Origin of the sequence: Longitalea luteola (assembly GCF_017356035.1) — a bacterium.
Taxonomy (GTDB): Bacteria; Bacteroidota; Bacteroidia; order Chitinophagales; family Chitinophagaceae; genus Niastella; species Niastella luteola.
The window spans coordinates 197,305-213,815 of record NZ_JAFIQX010000001.1; the positions used below are offsets into that span (position 1 = coordinate 197,305).

Below are 16,511 nucleotides of genomic sequence, written 5' to 3' on the forward strand. Positions count from 1 at the left end.
AATTTAAAAGTTAGAACTTAAAACTTCATATATGGCCAGGATCATTAAATCGGGTTTAATACAAATGAGTTTGCCGAAGACGGAAGGGGAGGGTACTATTGAAGAGATCAAGGAAGCAATGGTGCAAAAGCATCTTCCATATATTGAAAAGGCGGGAGAACAAGGTGTACAGATCCTCTGCCTGCAGGAGATATTCAATACCCCATATTTCTGTCCGGGCCAGGATCGTGCCTGGTATGAATCAGCTGAAACGGTTCCCGGACCAACCATTGAACGCATGGCTGCCTATGCAAGGAAATACAATATGGTAATGATAGTACCGGTGTATGAGAAAGAACAGGCCGGCGTACTGTATAACACAGCAGCTGTTATTGATGCAGATGGTACTTATTTGGGAAAATACCGCAAGAATCATATTCCGCACACTTCCGGTTTTTGGGAAAAGTTTTTCTTTAAACCGGGCAACCTGGGCTATCCGGTCTTTCAGACCCGCTATGCAAAAATAGGTGTATATATCTGTTATGATCGCCATTTTCCGGATGGCGCCCGGGTATTGGGATTGAATGGGGCCGAGATCGTGTATAATCCGTCCGCAACCGTAGCGGGTTTGTCGCAATATCTGTGGAAGCTGGAACAACCAGCGCATGCGGCAGCCAATGGGTATTTCATGGGGTGCATCAACCGGGTAGGGCAGGAAAAGCCCTGGAATCTGGGTAAGTTCTATGGCTCCTCTTATTTTGTTGATCCGCGCGGACAAATATTTGCCATTGCTTCAGAAGATAAGGATGAGTTGCTGGTTGCTGATTTTGACCTGGATATGATCGAAGAAGTGAGAAGCATCTGGCAGTTCTACCGGGATAGAAGACCGGAGACGTATGGCAAGTTGGTGGAACTATAAAACGAAAATGTTAACGGAATTTATAACATGGCTATAAAAAACAATCGACTAACGGCTGAACAATACCAGCAGAACTTCAGCGATATTCACCCGCCATTCGACAGCAGGGAATCGGCGCTGGTGGAAGCCAATCGTTGTTTATTCTGCTATGATGCGCCCTGCACCAAGAGTTGTCCAACCGAGATCAACATTCCCAAATTCATAAAGCAGATCAGTACAGACAATGTAAAAGGTTCTGCGCATACCATATTTGCTGCTAATATCATGGGCGCAGGCTGTTCGCGGGTTTGCCCTGTGGAAAAATTATGCGAAGGATCCTGCGTATACAATTTACTGGAAGAACCGCCAATACCCATCGCGCGCTTGCAGCGCTATGCCACCGAGCAGGCCATGGAAAAAAACTGGCAGCTCTTTACCCGGAAACCGGCTACCGGAAAGAAAGTGGCCATTGTAGGAGCAGGGCCGGCCGGATTGAGCTGTGCACATATATTGAGCCGTGAAGGTGTTGATGTAACCATTTATGAAAAGGAAAATAAAGGCGGCGGATTGATGACCTATGGTATAGCCGCTTACAAAGTAACGCCACAGTTCTGTGAACAGGAGGTGAATTACATCACTGCTCTTGGCGGCATTCAAATCAAGTACGGCCAGGAACTCGGTAAACATATTTCGCTTGCAGCACTGAAAGCGCAATACGATGCGGTGTTCCTGGGGTTTGGGGTTGGACTGGCACGGCAACTGAATATTCCGGGTGAAGAGCTGGAAGGCGTGGTAGATGCCATCCGTTTTATTTACAATATCCGGGCTGGTGCATATGACCGGGTGCCGGTAGGAGATAAAGTGGCCGTGATCGGCATGGGTATGACAGCCATCGATGCTGCCACACAAGCGAAGAGACTGGGCGCACAAGAGGTAACCCTGGTGTATCGCAGAACGCAGGCGGAAATGCCCTGTACGGAAGCGGAACTGGATCTTGCGAAACTGGATGGTTGCCGCATTATCTGGCTGGCAGCGCCGGCTATGATAAAAGGTGAACAGGGAAAAGTAACGCAACTGGTCTGTAACCTGATGCAATTGGGCGAAGCAGATGCCAGCGGTCGACGTTCATCGGTGGAGACCGGCGAGAAGTTCATCCTCGAAGTGGATATGGTGATAAAGGCCGCCGGTCAAATTCCATTTGAAGAATTGGTGACCAGTAACCAGTTGCAACATGCGCAAGGGAAGATAACTGTGCAAAAGAACGGCGCCACCAATATACCCGGTGTATTTGCCGGTGGTGATTGTGTGAATGGAGGTAAGGAAGTGGTGGATGCTGTACAGGCCGGAAAGCTTGCGGCTAATGCAATGCTGGATTACCTAAGTTCCTAAGTTATTGAGTTATTGAGTTATTGAGTTATTGAGTTATTGAGTTATTGAGTTAGCAATTAATCGCGAGGCCCAAACCATAAACACAAACCATAAACCACAAACCATAAACCACAAACCACAAACGACAAACCACAAACGAAAAACATGACTGATATCTCTGCAAACTTTTTAGGTATCAAATCGCCCAACCCGTTTTGGTTAGCGAGTGCGCCGCCTACCGATAAAAAGATCAATGTGCTGCGGGCTTTTGAAGCCGGTTGGGGAGGTGTTGTATGGAAAACCCTGGGCAGCCAGGTGAAAAACGTATCGAGCCGTTATTCGGCTGTCAATTACAACGGCACCAAAGTAATGGGATTCAATAATATTGAACTGATCAGTGACCGGCCGCTGGAGCTTAACCTGCGTGAAATAAAAGAGTGCATTAAATTATTTCCTGACCGCGCAATGATCGTTTCGCTGATGGCTGATAATACCCGCGAGAAATGGCATGAGCTCATAGCGCAGGTGGAAGACACGGGCGCCCACGGACTGGAACTGAATTTTGGTTGTCCCCATGGAATGACCGAACGTGGGATGGGCGCTGTGGTAGGGCAGGACCCCGAGATCGCGCGACTGGTGGTAGAATGGGTGATGGAAAAAGCGACCGTTCCCGTGATCACTAAACTCACGCCCAATGTGCATTCGGTTGTGCCAACCGGAAGAGCAGCGGTAGAAGCAGGTTCTCATGCGCTGTCATTGATAAACACCATTCAATCGGTTACAGGTATTGATCTCGATACATTTGTACCCAATCCGAATGTTGCCGGTAAATCGGTATTCGGTGGGTATTGCGGTCCGGCTGTAAAGCCCATTGCGCTGAAAATGCTGGCTACTATCAGCCAGGACCCGGTAACATCCAAAGTGCCGGTGTCAGGTATCGGCGGCGTTAGTACCTGGAAAGATGCGGTTGAATTTATGTTATTGGGCGCTACCACCGTTCAGGTGTGCACGGCCGCAATGAAACATGGATTCCGCATTGTCGAGGATCTGTGTGAAGGATTGAATAACTGGATGGATGAAAAAGGATTCAAAACGATCAATGATTTCATTGGTAAATCGGTTCCCCATCTTACGCAATGGGAAGAACTGGATATCAATTATCATATTGTTGCCAATATCGATCAAACAAAATGCATTCACTGCGGGCTTTGTTACATTGCGTGTGAAGATGGTTCGCATCAATCGATCAACCAGCAGTATGGCAAGCCTTACAATACTTATACGATCCGGGAAGAGGACTGTGTAGGTTGTAATTTATGTAAGCTCATCTGTCCGGTTGACAATTGCATTACCATGGTGGAACAGCGCAAAGGCCCGGAATATGTGAACTGGAAAGAATTTCAGCTGCGTGGTATGCCATTGAATGATCATTAAGAACGCTGAACGCTAAATGCTGACAGGCTAAAAGCTGCCTGTTACCATTGCCGATTGCCTATTGTCTATTGTTTTGTTGTCCATTGCCTATTGTCTATTGTCTGTTGCCCATTGATATATACGAAGACACTCATGTGAATAAAAATATTTCCCACCCCGCCTGGTTTTCTATTGGCTCGAACTTGCTAAACAGGGTAAATTAGAAGAAATGCTAAACGCAAAAGCTAAACGAAGCATTCGCAGGCGGCCCCGCGTTTTGCAGCAACTGTTAACACTCCTGCAGGTTGTACATCATTAGTTATAGCCACTTAGGTTAATACGAGTCCTTGTTACTTGTAGCCCGCAACTATTGCCATGAATTAGACATTTTCACGTTTTGGTGTTTTTCAATGACGTGCCCGTTAGCCCTTGCTGTCGGCATTGCCGATTGCTGATCTCTTATTGACCATTCATATTCAAATATCATTACTATGAAACAGATCATTTACACTTTATTCCTATGCCTTCTTGTACAATCAATAACAGCGCAAACCCCTCCCGCCACCTGGCAGGAACATTGGTTTGAGCACAACCAGCTGCTTAGCCGAAAGTTTTATGACAATGATGTAGCGGTGTATTACGACAACGACGTCCCGGGCTCGGTTACCTGGCCCTATACTTATATGGGCGATGTTTGGCGGTATGTAAAAAACGTTTATGGCAACTTTGGCAGCGATCCGCACCTGTTTGCCATCTTTCATACTAACAAGTACAGTGGCGGTCATCCTTCCACTTATTTCGATGCCAGCCATGATCACCGTAATGTTATAGATGTTGGTCCTTATACCTGGACGAGCGGCACGGGTGGTGACCTGGATATCACCACGCATGAGGTGGCGCATATAGTTGAAGGCGCCAGTAAAGGCATAAAAGGTTCTCCTGCTTTTCCTATCTGGGGCGATAGTAAATGGGCCGAGATCTTTATCTACGATGTCTACCTGAAACTGGGCAAAACGAGCGAAGCTACGCGCTGGTATAACCAGATGCAGAATACCACTGACAACTTCCCGGTTGCCGGTACTCATTGGTTCCGCGATTGGTTCTATCCCATTTATAATAACTATGGCGGCACGCAGGTGCTGAACCGGTTCTTTGAACTGCTGGCGCAGCATTTTCCCAAAAGCGGCAACAGCTATTCCCGCAGCATGAACTGGGGCGAATTCATTCATTTCTGGAGTGGGGCCGCCGGCGTAAGTCTGAAACCACTGGCTACTTCGGCTTTCGGCTGGACGTCCGCCTTTGAAACCCAATTCAACCAGGCCCGCATTGATTTTCCCTTTGCCTACGGAACAGGTGTAGCTTATGTATATAAACATTGTAATTATGGCGGTTATGTAACAGCGCTTGGCGTAGGCAATTATACCTTGAGCCAGTTGCAAAACCTCGGCGTTTTAAACGATGATATTTCTTCACTCAAAGTAGCCAATGGTTACCAGGTACAATTATACTGGGATGATAATTTCGGCGGCACTTCAGTAACCATCACAGCAGATAATACCTGCCTGGTCGCCAATAATTTTAATGACAGGACCAGTTCGGTTCGGGTGGCCCCTACCAGTGTGGCAGCAAGAACTGTAACTGATGACCTGGCTGTTAAACCATTGACGATATATCCTAATCCGGTTATCAATGAGCTGCGATTTAATATGCCTCGGTCATTGGCGGGTTCCACCGTCAGGATACTCGATGTAATGGGCCGCGAAGTGATGGAAACCAGGTTCACTTCAAACAGAATGGATGTGTCGAAGTTGCCTGCCGGTGTATACACTTTAATGATCATCAACAATGATAAGCGCTTTACAAGAAAATTTGTCAAGAGGTGATCAGTAACGAACTAAAAAACCAATTATGAAAAAGTTTTTATATACCTGTTTACTTATTGGTATCATCCAGAGTTCGTTTGGGAATTCCGGAATTTATGCGGGTGGTCCCGTATATAAGAACCGTAATTATGCTATCAGTGAATTGAAAGGTTCGGGGTATACCTGTTTGGTGGTATGGACCATTCACATCGATGCCAGCGGTAACCTGAATTTCAATGCAGAATTCCCCCTGGTACAAAATGGTACATATATTGGCGGCGCTGCGTATCCCAATTTTGCCAGTGATATTGCATCGTTGAAAACAGCGCCTACTACTATTAACCGGTTGGAGTTTTGTTTAAGCGCCTGGGGCTCGTCTACATTTGCCAATATCAGAAACCTGATCAATGCACAGGGAACCGGACCTACAAGCATCCTGTATCGTAATTTCCAGGTTATAAAGAATACTTTTCCTACAGTAGATGCCATCGGCTTTGATGATGAAAGCACTTATGATGTAAACTCAGCCACGGCTTTTGCGGTTATGCTGGGAGGTTTGGGTTTTAAGGTGTCACTGGTGCCCTATACGGCTGCTTCCTTCTGGACAGGTGTTGCTACCAACACGAATAATCAACGTCCGGGTACGGTTGATCGCATCGACCTGCAATGTTATGCGGGTGGTGCAGGTAATAATCCCTGCAACTGGAACTTTGGCAGCATACCAGTATACGCCGGTTTGTGGGACCAGGAGAAAACAACCAGCCAGGTGCAAAGCCAGTTGACAACGTGGAAAAACAATTGTGGTATTGACGGTGGCTTTATGTGGTTATATGATGATTTTGATAATACCACCGGCACCGAAGCCTATGCTGCTGCCATCAACAATGCATTTAGCGGAGGCAGCGGTACAACGGCGGCTACCTTTTATAAAGATTGCAATTATGGGGGCAGTGCAGTGGGGCTGCCGGCGGGGAGTTATACACTGAGCAGCCTTCAGACCAGGGGTATTGTTAATGATGATATCTCTTCGCTGACGGTGCAAAGCGGTTACCGGGTTACGCTGTATTGGGACGATAATTTTGGCGGCGCTACCCTGGTTAAAACGGCCAGCGATGCCTGTTTGGTTGATGATGGCTGGAATGACAAGGTATCTTCCCTGGTGATCAGTACAGTAGCGGCAGCTATTACGGCGCGCGCGTCAATAACGCCGGAAACGACCGTTTCCAGCATACCCGGGCAGCAGGAGATAAAGTTATTTTTGGGGCCGGTTGCTGATAATGGTCCTGTACGTATATACGATGTTATGGGTCGCCCGGTAATGACGGTAAGGCTGGTCACGAACCGGATCAATATTAATGCGTTGCCACCCGGCGTATATATATTGATTTATTCACAGAATGGACGCCAGATCACGAGGAAGTTTGTAAAATAATGAAGGAGCGAGTGGCAAGTGGCTAGTGGCGAGTAGGGAATTGCGGAATGTGCTTCCCTCTAGCCATTTACTACTTGCCACTGGCTGGTATTTTATCCCCAGTGTGCCAATATTTTTATCTGTTTCTTATTAAAAACGCGGGAGATAAAGTACATTAGAACCATGGCGGTAATCTCAAAAGGCAAGTTCAACAACCGGCAATGGCTATTGATCCTGATCCTGTTTGCCATGATGTCGGTTATTTCGTTCTATATTTTTCAACACGCTTTTGCGTACCGGTATGTACAGGTTGATGTGCTGGTGGCCGCTACCAGTCTCACCCTGTTCTTCTTTTTTATACTGCTGGTGACCATGCAGGGTTTTAAAGCGGTTGACATATGTGAAGATCAGCTGAAAGTGAAATGGCGTTTTACTTCCCGTTATATCAATAAATCTGCAATCACCGCTTTTGGCGTAACTACCCGTAAACAGATCAACTATATTATCATCAAAACATCCGGTGAAGATATGGTATTGCCCGAGCCGCTGATCAGTAACCATGAAGAACTGATAATACAACTCCAAAAATGGAAGATCAGGCGCAAATTTGATCTGCCCATCACCCGCCATTCGCGATTCGAGAACAGGGGAACCGGTGTAGTGCTGATGATCACCGGCGCCTTTTTGTTGGGGTTTACCATCAAATCGGTTATTTCGCCGGAGTTCTCGATCGATGGCAGCAAACTGATCACGTTGAGTGGCCATCTTAGTATGCCACCCGAGATCAAAGCGCCTTCCGGCAGAAATGCATATGGGTATATTCAATTGTATTTGCTCGAATACCCCGGTATCAATTTTCATATAGATGGAGTAGGGTATAATTCCATTCCGGTAAAACAACTGCAGGGCGCAGGCCGGGGAACACCGGTAGAGTTGTCGATTCTAAAGCATGAATACGGCGTTAAGATCCTGAAGACCGAAGTACCGGGTTATTTTGAAAAGCATTTCCAGTGGGCTACAATTTATACCTACAGTCTTACCCTGAACGGCGATCAGTTATTGACGGTAGATACCTATAATGAGAGCAAACATTCGCTGGATAACAGCAATAAAAAATGGGGTGTGCTCATTGCCATCGTAGCGATTTCCATGTTTGTTTATGGGTATCTTTTGTACCGGCAAAGAAAGGATGTGCCCGTTACTACCAACGCCGGCGCCGAAACTGCCAAACAGATCGCTGACAAAGTAAAGTAGCCGTTAATACTGAACAGTCATTGTATCAAAACCGGACAACTGGAAATACCCCAAACGTATAACCGGTTGATTTGCACAGTCTCGTAAACCGGCATTTTATTAGAGCAACGTAGTTTATAAGCAGTAAAGCGATGAGTTATTGGATCACGGCTTAATTTACCTGTATGCTCCTGAATTATATCAAGATCGCCTGGCGTCATATCTGGAAAAACAAAACGTTTTCCTTCATTAATATTACCGGATTATCCATGGGCATTGCCTGCGCGCTGCTCGTTATGTTGCATATAAAAAATGAGATCAATTACGATAAAGGTTTTTCCGGGTCAGACCGGCTCTTCAGGGTCACCCTCGAGAATCTGGGTGCAAAAGAACGGCATTGGGCGCCCGTAGCGTACCCGGTTGGTGTCGAAATGCAGCAGTTCTTTCCGCAAATAGAATCGGTCGCCCGCTTTTACCGCCCTTATCCATCCCAGGTGTTCAGCTACACATCAGCGAAGGGCCAGGTAAACAGGTTTGAAGAGAAAGGCGGTTTTTTTGCCGATGCCGCTGCTATCAGGCTGTTCGATATTCCTTTCAGGCGCGGAAATGCACGATCTGCATTGAGTAATCCTAATACTATTATACTTACTGAAGAACTGGCAAAAAAATATTTTGGTGAGGAAGACCCGTTGGGTAAGGTCATTCAGGATGATCTGAACAAAGTGCCGTTGACCGTTACAGGCGTCATGAGCTCTTTTTCATTTCCTACGCATTTGAAATTCGATTACCTGCTTTCCATGCCTACCATTCAACGGTATATAGATCAGCAATCGCTGGACAACAGGGGCTGGTCAGCTTTTTATACCTATGTGCTGTTGAACAAAAAAACGTCTAAAGCGACGATTGAATCGAGGCTAGCCGATTTTATGGTGAACTTTTACGGCTCCTCGGGTGAAAAGCCGGAAGATATTCTGGCGGCGGCAAAAATGCATCTGCAACCGGTTACTGAAATACATCTGCATTCAAAACTGGAGAAAGAGATGTATCCTAACAGCGATATCAAATATGTATACATTTTCTCTGTTGTGGCGGTATTTATCCTGCTGGTTGCGGCAGTTAACTTTATTAATATATCTACAGCACTGGCATTTAACCGCATGAAGGAGATCGGCCTGCGAAAAGTGGCTGGTGCTACGAAGCTACAACTGATCAGGCAGTTCATCGGTGAGTCGTTTTTAATTACGTTATTGTCTGCAGCGGTGGCTGTGTTGTTCGTTAAAGCTGCATTCCCGTTATACAGGTATTTAACGGAACAACAGTTCCTGTTTGAAGAGCTGTTCACTGTAACTAATTTCAGTCTGTTGTTATTGCTGATCGTTGTGTGCGGACTTCTCGCAGGTTTTTATCCAGCGTGGTTTGTAGCGAATTTCAACCCCATCGATTCCATGAAGGGAAAAAAGGATGTCCGGTTCTCCCTGAATTTTGTGCGCAAAGGACTGATCGTTTTCCAATTTGCCGTTTCGGTGTTTATGATCTTCAGTACCATTATCATTTACAAACAAATGCGTTTCTTCCATAATAAGGATGTTGGTTTCGATAAAGAGCAGGTAGTAGCCATTACCATGTATGGCCCTATGTGGAAGCATTTTGGTACAATGATCAATGATATCAAAAAGCAACCGGCTATTACCCGGTATGCTGTTACTTCTGCTTTGCCGGGCGACCGGCTCAGTATGCAACCTTTTTACCTGGCCAATGCAAGCGAGGATAACAGACCTTCCTGCCGCATCCTGCGCGCCGATGAAAGGTTCCTGCCAACCTTGGATATTGGGCTGAAAGAAGGGCGCAATTTCTTCAACCAGTTTCCCGAAATAAAGAACAATGAATTTATTCTGAACGAAACGGCTGTGAGATCGTATGGCCTGTCGAATGCCGTAGGTACGAAATTCATTATGGATAACCGCGACACCGGCGAAATAGTAGGGGTGATCAAAGATTTCAATTTTGCATCCCTGCATTCTCCCATAGAGCCATTGGTTATAAAATATGATCCATTTCAGGCCAATTACCTGCTGGTGAAAGTACAGGCAGGGCAAATGCCGGCAATCCTGCAATTCCTGCAGTCGGAGATCAAAATGTTAGCGCCCGAAAGTACATTCACCTATACATTCATCGATGAAAAAATGAAACGGCTTTATGCGGCCGAAGATCAATTGAGCCGCGTGTTCAAAGCCTTTGCTGTTTTCGTGATCGTTATTGCCTGCCTTGGTTTGTTTGGTCTTTCAGCATACAACACCCAATTAAGAACGCGTGAAGTAGGCATTCGCAAAGTGCTGGGCGCTTCTGTGTCGAACCTCACTGTATTGTTGTTAAAAGATTTTATGGTCTTAGTGCTGGCCGGTATAGTGCTTTCCTGGCCACTGGCCTGGTGGGCCATGAACCGCTGGCTCGATAGTTTTGCCTATCGCGTTCCGGTTGACGGCTGGGTATTTACACTGTCAGGCGTGTTATCCTTACTGGGGGCATTGGCTACTGTCAGCTACCAGGCTATTAAAGCAGCGCTGTTGAATCCGGCGCTTAGTTTAAAGTCAGAATGATGAAAGAGGCGCGGTATTTTTAATTAACTATTGTTGTTGAACCATACATCTATCAACCCGTCGATCTTTTCATTGCGGTCGGCCCTTGGCATTAAATGCGCGGGCAGGGGAATGTCGCGGCTGAGCTCATCCGGTTGTGGATCGCGCCGGCTGGTTTCAATAGGAATGATACCCGACCAGATTGGCAGCGCTTTGTCTTCTTCTTCATCATTCGGCATCCCCGTACGTATTTTGGCGGAAGCCTCATCAATGTCAAACGCCAAAACCGTTGTTTTACGCACTTCATTTTCTTTCATCGGCCGCAGGTAATTCCAGCTGTCGGGTACAATTTTATTGGTCAGCCATTCGAGGGCGCTCCATTTTAAACCTGGTTCCTCAATTTTCTCGCCTTTTGCAAACAATATCACCGACCGGTAATTCACTGAATGGGAGAATGCCGATTTGGCCACCACCAGGGCATCGAGCAGGGTCACTGAAATACAAACCGGAATGCCTTTTTCCAGTTCCCAGATGAAATGACTGCCTACTGAACCATGGATATACAATTTATTTTCATGGCGTACAAAAGCGGTTGGAATGGAAAATGGTTTGTTCTCGAACACGTAACTGATCGTACAGAAAAGCGCCTCATCCAAAATAGAATAGATCGTTTCCTTGTCATAATGCGCTTTTTTGGCTGACCGGCTGGGAATAAGATGTGATTGTGGTGCCATGCTTGGTTGAATTTTTTACAAAATTGTATCTTTATTGGATCGGTGTAATCATCCGGTTTGTATAAAGTCAGTAGTCCACTTTTACCATGCAGGCACTTTCAACCCTTATTTCAGTCGATAAAGACAGCGTGCAACCTGTATATCTGCAGATTGCGAATCAATTGATGTTGTTTATTAAGGAAGGTAATCTTCAGGCAGGGCACCGCCTGCCCAGCACCCGGCAGATGGCCGACTGGTTGCAGGTGCATCGCAAAACAGTGATCCAGGCATATGATGAGTTACTGGCCCAGGGCTGGCTTGAAAGCCGAACGGGCAGCGGCACCTATGTGGCGAAACATTTACCGGAAATACATCCACGCAGTTTACTGAATGGATCGGCCAGATCATTTAACCCGGCGCATACCGCAGGTTTTGAATTTGAAGCTGCTCCGCACCTGGATAAGCCTACCATGTTATCGAAGCACAAATATCACCTGGATGATGGATTTCCCGACTCGCGGCTGGCGCCCCTGGAAGAGCTGGCCAGGGCATACAGAAGCCAGCTTCTTACCGGAAATCCATATGTTCGATTAGGCTATGGGGATACGCTCGGGTCATTATGGCTCCGGCAGGTGCTTGCTTCCTATTTGAGTGATACGAGAGGATTAAAGGTGACACCAGAAAACATATTGATAACCCGGGGCACCGTCATGGGATTGTATCTTTCCTGTACAGCATTTTTGCAACCAGGTGATATTGCGGTGGTAGGCGAGTTGAACTACAACGGCGCCAATATGAATTTTTTACAGGCAGGCAGCCAGCTGTTGAAGATACCGGTTGATGAACATGGAATTGTAGTTGAAGCACTGGCAGCCATTTGCCGGAAACAACGGGTACGTATTGTATATGTTACATCCCATCATTTTTATCCTACCACTACTGCCTTGCGGGCTGACCGCCGCATAGAGCTATTGCGATTGGCGGAGCAATACGGCTTTATCATTTTTGAAGACGATTATGATTATGACTTTCATTACCTCAGTAAACCGCTGTTGCCGCTGGCCAGCGCCGATAAAGCGGGGATGGTGTTGTATTGCGGTTCTTTTACCAAATCCATTTCGCCGGCTTTTCGGGTAGGCTACCTGGTGGCTTCAGAGAACGTGATCCGCCACCTGGGGCAATTGCGCCGCATCATCGACCGCCAGGGCGACAATATGTTGGAAAACGCCATTGCGGAACTCTTGCAGCATGGTATCATTCAACGCTATTTGCGTAAAGCCATGCGCACCTACCGGCAACGGCGCGATTTCTTTTGCGATCTAATGTCAAACCAGTTGAGCGACTATGTGCAATTCCAGGTGCCCGTAGGCGGAATGGCTGTATGGACCCATTTTGACCCGGCTATTAATTTAACTACGCTGGCTCAAAAGGCCCTTCAGCATGAGCTGTTCTTTTCTCCTGGTTTCAGGAATGAGGAAGTATCTCCCATCCTTAACGCTACCAGGCTTGGATTTGCATCTTCCACGCCTGAAGAACTGGAGGTTTGTATTTCGATCATGCGTAAGTTGTTAAAGGGAACGTGAATGGTCAACGGGCAATGCCCGACAGTATGATGATCCTTCATTTGCCACAGCCGAATAAATGACTGCCGTCAGCAGCTCTGCCATGAATTATTTCGTTGCGAAGGGTTAATATTGGCCCGTGAGGATAAGAAAGCGTTTGTAAATCTCATTGACTTTAGACAAACGAATTATAGGGCCACTAAATAAAAATATTTAGCAATCGAAAAAACTGTCAGTTTTTTACACTTACGCCCACCCGTATTTGCTAGTCTCATCATTATTAAAATTATTTTTGTCATGGACCTTTAAGATTACTGCATAAATACCCAATCACCTTAGGTATTTGGCAGTTCTGGTTCTTCGCACCCTTCGAAAGCTATAGCTTACCAGGTTTTCTGCAGGTAACAGCATACATGCAGGAACCGGTCTTTAATCCCTCCTGTAGGTTAATTCTTTAAAGTGATGGATTCCATTTACAGGCCATTGAAATGCTCAAATGGTGCCAGGTGTATTGATGAATAAAATATATTATTGAATAATTGCTATGGAAAACGAACAGCCCGTTTCAATTGCGGTAGTGGATGATCATGCGATGTTGCGACAGGCTATTACTTTACGGTTAAATTTGCTCGGATTTAATGTGGTGCTTACGGCAGAAAATGGAAAAGAGTTCCTCGATAAATTATCCCAGTTGCAGGCTCCGCCCGCTATTTGCCTGCTTGATATAAATATGCCTGTAATGGACGGGTTTGAAGTGGCCACGGCCTTGAAAAAAGACTGGCCCGGCATTAAGATACTGTTCTTTTCTATGCATAACAGCACATCCTACATCAATAAGGCGTTGCAGCTCGGAGCCGATGGGTTTCTGTCGAAAGATGCTTCCTTCGAAGAGTTGAGCCAGGCTTTAAAAGGTCTGATGAACAAATAAAGGACTCTATCTTTTCAGAAAGATAAAAATGGCGCCAATGAGTGTTAACACGATCACGACCTGGCGATACTGATCGTCTTTGATCCTGGCCACCAGTTTTATGCCGCACCAGAAGCCAAGGATCAGAAAGGGCACCAGCGCCAGATCGGTCAGCAGTGAGGTGAAGGTGATATTATGCCAGTAAAAGACCTGGAAAGGTAGTTTGAACAAATTAATGATCAGGAAGATCCAGGCGCCGGTTCCAATAAAATCATTTTTGGGCAAACGCATGGCAAGAAAGTAGATATTCGAGAAAGCACCTGCCAGGTTGCCCAGCATGGTAGTAAATCCCGATACCAGTCCCATACCAGATACAAACAATTTGTTCCTGGGTATTACCAGGCTTTTGCGAAATTCGATCACCAGCATGATCACCACCGTAAGTACAATGATGGTGGCCATTACTTTTCTGAATAAAGCTTCGTTCAGGTCCCTGCCTACAAAAACGCCCACTAAAATGCCAACGATCATCCAGGGCATCAGCTTGATTACATGCGACCACTGCGCATGCCGGTGGTAATATTTTACCGCCATAATATCTGCTACACATAATAAGGGCAATACAATGCCTGTAGAGGCTTTTCCGCCAAATACGATGGTCATTATAGTAACATTCAGCATATCAATGCCCTTGAGACCAGCTTTGGATAGTCCGATAATAAAAGCTGACAACGCTATCAGTAACAGGCTGGAGGTAGAGTACGCAGCAAACAAACCCATGTGCGATCAGTATAATTGTAAAAAAGCCAAATATAACATTCGCTCCCCTTTTTATAAACATTCAACTACCCTCATTCTGGTTCATGGTGGGTAAATTCATAAGACGCTTAACGCTTAACGCAAAACGCAAAACGCAAAAGCAGAACGCTTAACGCAGAACGCAGAACGCTTAACGCGGAACGCACAACCAAACGCAAAAATGGTGAACGCTTGCCGGTCCGTAGCGTCAGCGAAGGCGGAAGGAACCCTGCAGGTAGGGGTTTTAGCATTCAGCATTCAGCTTTGAGCTTTTAGCCTTCAGCATTAAGCATTGAGCTTTTTTTAACCTTAAATTTTATCACCATGAATCGAAAATTAACGATTGCTTTGGCCTGTACTGCCATTTTCCTCGCCAATTGTAAAAAGAACACCAGCACACCCGAACAGGAAGTGGAAGCTGCGTGGTCGTCCAGCGCCCAATGGGGCACCTGGTCAAACGGCGGCTACACCCTGTATAATAATATCTGGGGTAGTGGCGCCGGCTCTCAAACCATTTGGGCCAACAGCTATAGCAACTGGGGTATATGGGCGAACCATCCCAACACCGGGGGCGTAAAATCATATCCCAACAGTACCCGGAATGTTAACCGGGCGCTTGGTTCGCTGAATGCATTAACCAGCAGCATTAGTATTGCCACACCATCAGGGGGCGCGTGGACGGCCTGTTATGATGTGTGGGATAATAATCACCAGCATGAAATTATGCTGTGGATGAATTATACCAGCAATAGCAATGGGTCTGGAAACATTAAACCCATTTCCTACAACTGGAATGCATCGGGCAACCCGGTGCCGGTGTATACCAATTTATCGGTGGGCGGCACTACCTGGAATGTATTCCGTGGGCATAATGGCGGTAATAACGTGTATTCGTTCCTGCGCACGTCCAAAACCAATAACACGTCTGTGGATATCAGAGCCATTGCCAACTGGATCAGGAACCAGGGCTGGTTCGGCAATATTACCATTGGCGATGTACAGTTCGGTTATGAGATCACTTCGAGCTTTGGTAATAATGGCTCCGGCCTTCAATGGACAACCAACAGTTATTCTGTCAGTTTTAATTAATTACAATCCGGCTGGTTCTATGAATTCGGTTATAACAAAATGTACCTGGTGCTGGTTTATCCTGGCAATTATTGCATGGCCGGCCTGCCGCAAAGAGAGGCCTGTAACGATGATGGTGCAGCAGGAAATGCTTGCGGCGGTGAATATGTTGAGAAGCACGGGATGTAATTGTGCTGATACCTGGATGCCGCCGGTGAAACCATTAAGCTGGAACGATACCCTGGCTGCTGCTGCGCTGGCGCATGCCCTGGACATGGAAGCGAACAACTACTTCAGCCATATTTCCCCCAATGGCAGTTCACCCATACAGCGGGCTGTTGTAGTTGGATATGCCGGAAATCATGTAACGGAAAATATCGCCAAAGGTTTTAGCTCGCAGCAAAGTGTGATGGAAGCCTGGCTGAGAAGCGACAGCCATTGCAGGGCTGTGATGGATGCAGCACATACCGAAATGGGTGCCGCCCAGGTTAATACCTATTGGGTGCAGGAGTTTGGCAGCTATTATTAATCCAGTGACGGTTCTCAGGACGCTCACTGAAGCCGGTGCAGCCCGGACGCTATTATGATTTACCACTTCACAAAAAAGGTGAGTTCCTCCGTCATGAGAAACTCACCCTTTTCTTTTGCTTTTCGCGTTCTGCGCTTTGCGTTCAGCGTTCAGCGTTCACCGTTCCGCGTTCCGCACCTGCCTTGCTGCGCCTT

Annotated in this window: 13 protein-coding genes; 11 read left to right on the forward strand and 2 right to left on the reverse strand. The window is 46.5% G+C overall.

The genetic code is table 11. The features are described 5' to 3' along the window. Window positions 1-31: 31 nt before the first annotated feature. From JUB15_RS00830 to JUB15_RS00860, 7 genes are all read left to right on the forward strand, one after another. A complete protein-coding gene (locus JUB15_RS00830; protein WP_207510344.1) occupies window positions 32-898 on the forward strand; it encodes a nitrilase-related carbon-nitrogen hydrolase in 867 nt (288 codons plus the stop codon). A 27-nt stretch (window positions 899-925) separates the two neighbouring features. Continuing rightward, on the forward strand, window positions 926-2,266 hold the full coding sequence (locus JUB15_RS00835; protein WP_207510345.1) for an NAD(P)-dependent oxidoreductase: 1,341 nt from the start codon (window positions 926-928) through the stop codon (window positions 2,264-2,266). Window positions 2,267-2,410: 144 nt separating this feature from the next. Then, window positions 2,411-3,679 carry an NAD-dependent dihydropyrimidine dehydrogenase subunit PreA gene (gene preA / locus JUB15_RS00840; protein ID WP_207510346.1) on the forward strand — a complete coding sequence of 423 codons (1,269 nt, stop codon included), beginning with the start codon at window positions 2,411-2,413 and terminating at the stop codon, window positions 3,677-3,679. Between the two features lie 470 nt (window positions 3,680-4,149). Next, complete coding sequence (locus tag JUB15_RS00845; RefSeq protein ID WP_207510347.1) at window positions 4,150-5,541, forward strand: T9SS type A sorting domain-containing protein; 1,392 nt, start codon at window positions 4,150-4,152, stop codon at window positions 5,539-5,541. A gap of 25 nt (window positions 5,542-5,566) precedes the next feature. Next, window positions 5,567-6,952, forward strand: coding sequence for a T9SS type A sorting domain-containing protein (locus tag JUB15_RS00850; RefSeq protein ID WP_207510348.1), 1,386 nt, complete (start codon window positions 5,567-5,569; stop codon window positions 6,950-6,952). A 162-nt stretch (window positions 6,953-7,114) separates the two neighbouring features. Continuing rightward, window positions 7,115-8,185: a hypothetical protein gene (locus JUB15_RS00855; RefSeq protein WP_207510349.1), complete on the forward strand. Its 1,071-nt coding sequence runs from the start codon at window positions 7,115-7,117 to the stop codon at window positions 8,183-8,185. Window positions 8,186-8,349: 164 nt separating this feature from the next. Continuing rightward, on the forward strand, window positions 8,350-10,761 hold the full coding sequence (locus JUB15_RS00860; RefSeq protein WP_207510350.1) for an FtsX-like permease family protein: 2,412 nt from the start codon (window positions 8,350-8,352) through the stop codon (window positions 10,759-10,761). 23 nt (window positions 10,762-10,784) lie between these two features. On the opposite strand, the gene JUB15_RS00865 is transcribed toward JUB15_RS00860, so the two are convergent. Further along, a complete protein-coding gene (locus tag JUB15_RS00865; protein WP_207510351.1) occupies window positions 10,785-11,474 on the reverse strand; it encodes a pyridoxamine 5'-phosphate oxidase family protein in 690 nt (229 codons plus the stop codon). Between the two features lie 86 nt (window positions 11,475-11,560). Between JUB15_RS00865 and JUB15_RS00870 the strand changes: the two genes are divergently transcribed. Next, window positions 11,561-13,036, forward strand: a complete 1,476-nt coding sequence (locus JUB15_RS00870; RefSeq protein ID WP_207510352.1) for an aminotransferase-like domain-containing protein — start codon at window positions 11,561-11,563, stop codon at window positions 13,034-13,036. 523 nt (window positions 13,037-13,559) lie between these two features. Then, the gene (locus JUB15_RS00875) at window positions 13,560-13,943 is read left to right on the forward strand and encodes a response regulator (RefSeq protein WP_207510353.1); all 384 of its coding nucleotides are present in this window, start codon (window positions 13,560-13,562) and stop codon (window positions 13,941-13,943) included. A gap of 6 nt (window positions 13,944-13,949) precedes the next feature. Here the strand turns inward: JUB15_RS00875 and JUB15_RS00880 are convergent, their stop codons facing one another. Beyond that, a complete protein-coding gene (locus JUB15_RS00880; RefSeq protein ID WP_207510354.1) occupies window positions 13,950-14,702 on the reverse strand; it encodes a sulfite exporter TauE/SafE family protein in 753 nt (250 codons plus the stop codon). Window positions 14,703-15,044: 342 nt separating this feature from the next. Here JUB15_RS00880 and JUB15_RS00885 point away from each other — a divergent pair, with 342 nt between their 5' ends. Both JUB15_RS00885 and JUB15_RS00890 read left to right on the forward strand, forming a co-directional pair. Beyond that, the gene (locus JUB15_RS00885) at window positions 15,045-15,809 is read left to right on the forward strand and encodes a GH12 family glycosyl hydrolase domain-containing protein (protein WP_207510355.1); all 765 of its coding nucleotides are present in this window, start codon (window positions 15,045-15,047) and stop codon (window positions 15,807-15,809) included. Between the two features lie 19 nt (window positions 15,810-15,828). Then, complete coding sequence (locus JUB15_RS00890; RefSeq protein ID WP_207510356.1) at window positions 15,829-16,317, forward strand: CAP domain-containing protein; 489 nt, start codon at window positions 15,829-15,831, stop codon at window positions 16,315-16,317. Window positions 16,318-16,511: the final 194 nt, after the last annotated feature.

What these genes read in the sequence shown, in the direction of transcription:
- JUB15_RS00830 (WP_207510344.1), top strand. Translation starts at nt 32, where the DNA reads ATGGCCAGGATCATTAAATCGGGTTTAATACAAATGAGTTTGCCGAAG.
- JUB15_RS00835 (WP_207510345.1), top strand. Translation starts at nt 926, where the DNA reads ATGGCTATAAAAAACAATCGACTAACGGCTGAACAATACCAGCAGAAC.
- preA (WP_207510346.1), top strand. Translation starts at nt 2,411, where the DNA reads ATGACTGATATCTCTGCAAACTTTTTAGGTATCAAATCGCCCAACCCG.
- JUB15_RS00845 (WP_207510347.1), top strand. Translation starts at nt 4,150, where the DNA reads ATGAAACAGATCATTTACACTTTATTCCTATGCCTTCTTGTACAATCA.
- JUB15_RS00850 (WP_207510348.1), top strand. Translation starts at nt 5,567, where the DNA reads ATGAAAAAGTTTTTATATACCTGTTTACTTATTGGTATCATCCAGAGT.
- JUB15_RS00855 (WP_207510349.1), top strand. Translation starts at nt 7,115, where the DNA reads ATGGCGGTAATCTCAAAAGGCAAGTTCAACAACCGGCAATGGCTATTG.
- JUB15_RS00860 (WP_207510350.1), top strand. Translation starts at nt 8,350, where the DNA reads ATGCTCCTGAATTATATCAAGATCGCCTGGCGTCATATCTGGAAAAAC.
- JUB15_RS00865 (WP_207510351.1), bottom strand. Translation starts at nt 11,474, where the DNA reads ATGGCACCACAATCACATCTTATTCCCAGCCGGTCAGCCAAAAAAGCG.
- JUB15_RS00870 (WP_207510352.1), top strand. Translation starts at nt 11,561, where the DNA reads ATGCAGGCACTTTCAACCCTTATTTCAGTCGATAAAGACAGCGTGCAA.
- JUB15_RS00875 (WP_207510353.1), top strand. Translation starts at nt 13,560, where the DNA reads ATGGAAAACGAACAGCCCGTTTCAATTGCGGTAGTGGATGATCATGCG.
- JUB15_RS00880 (WP_207510354.1), bottom strand. Translation starts at nt 14,702, where the DNA reads ATGGGTTTGTTTGCTGCGTACTCTACCTCCAGCCTGTTACTGATAGCG.
- JUB15_RS00885 (WP_207510355.1), top strand. Translation starts at nt 15,045, where the DNA reads ATGAATCGAAAATTAACGATTGCTTTGGCCTGTACTGCCATTTTCCTC.
- JUB15_RS00890 (WP_207510356.1), top strand. Translation starts at nt 15,829, where the DNA reads ATGAATTCGGTTATAACAAAATGTACCTGGTGCTGGTTTATCCTGGCA.